The organism is Halomonas sp. 707D4, assembly GCF_024158685.1.
GTDB lineage: Bacteria > Pseudomonadota > Gammaproteobacteria > Pseudomonadales > Halomonadaceae > Vreelandella.
On sequence record NZ_JAMZBD010000372.1, the window covers coordinates 1 to 3,091 of the forward strand.

At 67.6% G+C, this 3,091-nt stretch carries 2 protein-coding genes; one reads left to right on the plus strand and one right to left on the minus strand.

Annotation, left to right across the window (positions count from 1 at the left end; genetic code table 11):
- A partial coding sequence (locus BIS11_RS13800) for a TonB-dependent siderophore receptor (RefSeq protein ID WP_253586311.1) occupies positions 1 to 1,608 on the plus strand: 1,608 nt, incomplete at its 5' end.
- A 146-nt stretch (positions 1,609 to 1,754) separates the two neighbouring features.
- On the opposite strand, the gene BIS11_RS13805 is transcribed toward BIS11_RS13800, so the two are convergent.
- Positions 1,755 to 3,091 (minus strand): methyl-accepting chemotaxis protein (locus BIS11_RS13805; RefSeq protein ID WP_253586313.1); only part of this gene is annotated, 1,337 nt, incomplete at its 5' end.

A 3,091-nucleotide genomic window follows, 5' to 3' on the forward strand; every position in this document is an offset into this window, starting at 1 on the left:
TTCGTAGTGAGCCAGGGCGAGGGCGACGCCTTTCGCGATCACGAGTCGACTCGAAGCCGGGGCTTTCTGGCCAATCTCGAGGCGGACGTGAGCGAGGCGACCACCCTGGGCGTGGGCTACCAGCATGAATACAACAAGACCAGCGGCGCGGGATGGGGCGCCAACGTGCCGATCTGGTTCGCCAGTGGGCGCAAGACCGACCTGTCGCGCAGCACCAACCTGGCGCCGGAGTGGAGCTTCGCCGATCAGCAGACCGATACCGTCTTCGCCTCGCTGACCCACCGCTTCAACGACGACTGGTCGCTGAACGTCCAGGCCGCCCAGAGCGATACCGATGCGTTCAACAACCTGGCGCTGGGCAAGGTCAACCGCGGCCCGGGCGGCACCTACATCGGCTACTGGGAAGAGGATGGCGGCGGCGCCGTGCTCAACGCCATGCGCGACGACAACGAGACGCGCCAGCGCTCCGCACAGATCGACCTGAACGGCGCTTTCGAGCTGGCCGGGCGACGCCACGACCTGGCGCTGGGCTACAGCGACAGTCGCACCCGCTCGCGCAACTTCGAGCAGGACTGCACCATGTCCAGCGCCACGCGGTCCGTGTTTTCCGAAGGCTGCATGTACCGCGCCACCAACGGCCTGCCGATCAGCGACTGGCGTCGCGGCGTCGATGCCGACATCCGCCTCGACGGCGCGCGCACCGGTCGCTTCAGCACCACCGATACCGAGCTGCGCGGGCTCTACGCCGCCACGCGGCTGAGCCTGACCGAGCCGCTTTCGCTGATCCTGGGCGGTCGCACCAGTTACTACAAGACCGACAACGAGACGGCCGCCGGCGACACCACCCGCCAGCGCGAAACCGGCGTGTTCACACCCTACGCCGGCCTGGTCCTCGATCTGACGGACAACCACTCGCTATATGCCAGCTATACCAACGTCTTCACCCCGCAGACCCGCCAGACGGTGAGCGGCGACACGGTCACCCCGATCGAGGGGGACAGCTACGAGGCCGGCATGAAGGGCGAGTGGTTCGATGGTCGCCTGAACGCCTCGGCCGCCTACTTCCGCACCCGCCAGGAGAACAGCGCCGTGCTCGATGGCGCCAACCTGACGCCGGACGGCGACCAGGCCTACCGCGCGGGCACCGGCAACGAGACCGACGGGGTGGATCTGGAGATCGCCGGCGCCCTCACGCCGAACTGGAACGTCTACGGCGGCTATACCTACCTGCACTTCCGACGCATCGATTCCGATGGACGCAGCGATCCCAAGCACCTGTTCAAGCTCTCCACCACCTACGCACCGACCGGGGCGCTGAACCGCTGGACCTTCGGTGCCGGCGTGTATGCGCAGAGCGACATCGACGCCATCTCGAGCCCCGCCGGGCAGCCCACCGACGGCGTCAGCACCGGCGCGACGGCCGCCAACTGGCATGGCTACGCCACGGTCAATGCCATGGCGCGCTACGACATCACCGATGTCACCAACGTGACGCTCAACGTCGACAACCTGTTCGACAAGCACTACTACGAGCGCTACGGCTTCTACGCCCACTCGATCTACGGCGCCCCGCGCAGCGCGATGGTGACGCTGCGCACCGAGTTCTGAACGTTCGACGCGCAAAAAAGAGCGCCATGCCGGTCGTGACCGGCATGGCGCCTGGGCGTGTCCTTGAGTATCGAGGCCGCCGCCACTCCCGCTCGCCCGATCAGGCGGCGAGCGTGCCCTGATCGACCAGCGGCCATCGTTTCAGGCTAAAACGCTTCCCACTCGGGCTCTTCGGCCGCGGCGCGAGCGGCGGGCCTGGGCAGGGGCATCGAGCGCTCCCGCGCAGGACGCCGCTCGATGGTCTGGTTGAGCTTGAAGGTACCGACCAGCTCCGCCAGGCGGCTCGCCTCGTCCTCGAGGGCGGCGGAAGCGGTGCTGGTTTCCTCCACCAGCGACACGTTCTCCTGGGTGGCGCTGTCCATCTGGGCCACCGCCGTGCTCACCTGGCTGATGCCGGCGTCCTGCTCCTTCGCCGCCATGGCCAGCGACTGCATCATGTCGTTGACCTTCATGATCGCGGCGTTGATCTCTTCCATGTCGTGACGGCTATGGGCGGACTGCTCGGCGCCCTGGGCGATGCGCTGGGCGATGTCCTCGATCATGGCGCGGATCTCCTTGGACGACGACGAGGTCTTGGTGGCCAGCGAACGGACTTCACTTGCCACCACGGCGAAGCCACGGCCATGCTCGCCGGCCCGCGCCGCCTCGACGGAGGCGTTGAGGGCCAGGATGTTGGTCTGGAAGGCGATGGAGTCGATGACCTGAACGATATCGTGAACCCGGTGAGAGGTCGCCTCGAGCTCGCGCATGAGCTGCGTGGTGCGCTCCGAGGTCTGCTGGCCGCGCGCCACCTTGCCGGCGGCGTCCTGGGTCAGGCGCTCCGCCTCCGAGGCGGTTTCGGCGTTCTGGCGCACCAGCGACGAGATCTCGTCCATGCTGGCGGCGGTCTGCTGCAGCGCCGCCGCCTGCTGCTCGGTGCGCGAGGCCAGATCCTGGCTGCCGCCGGCGATCTGCTTGGAGCTGCTGGCCACGGCCTCGCCGCTCTGGCTCAGGGTGCCGATGACGCCTTCCAGGCGCGACTGCATGTCCGCCAGGGCGTTATAGAACCGGCCGACCTCGTTGCGCCCGCCGGGCTCGAGTCGATGGGTAAGATCGCCCTGGGCGATGCCTTCGCACACGTTGGCGGCGCGCTGGAGCGGCGAGACGATCAGGCGGTTGACGAGCAGTTGCATGGCAATGAACAGCGCCACGCCCACCGCCAGCAGCGTACCGACGACCAGCATGGAGACCTTGCTGTCCTGGCGCTCGTCTTCGATGAGCGTTTCGCCGTACTGGAGTGCATGCACGCTGAAGCGATCCACCGCGTCGCTGAAGGCCGGAAAGCTTTCGTTGATGCCATCGCGCAGCCGGTCGAGCTCGGCGTAGTCGCCAGCGGCCATGGCCTGGCGCAGCGGCGACGTCATGACGTTGCCGAAGGCCGTGGTGATGGCGCGCAGCAGATCACGGTGCTCGCCGGCGGGCGCGTCATCGGCCAGCCCCAGGT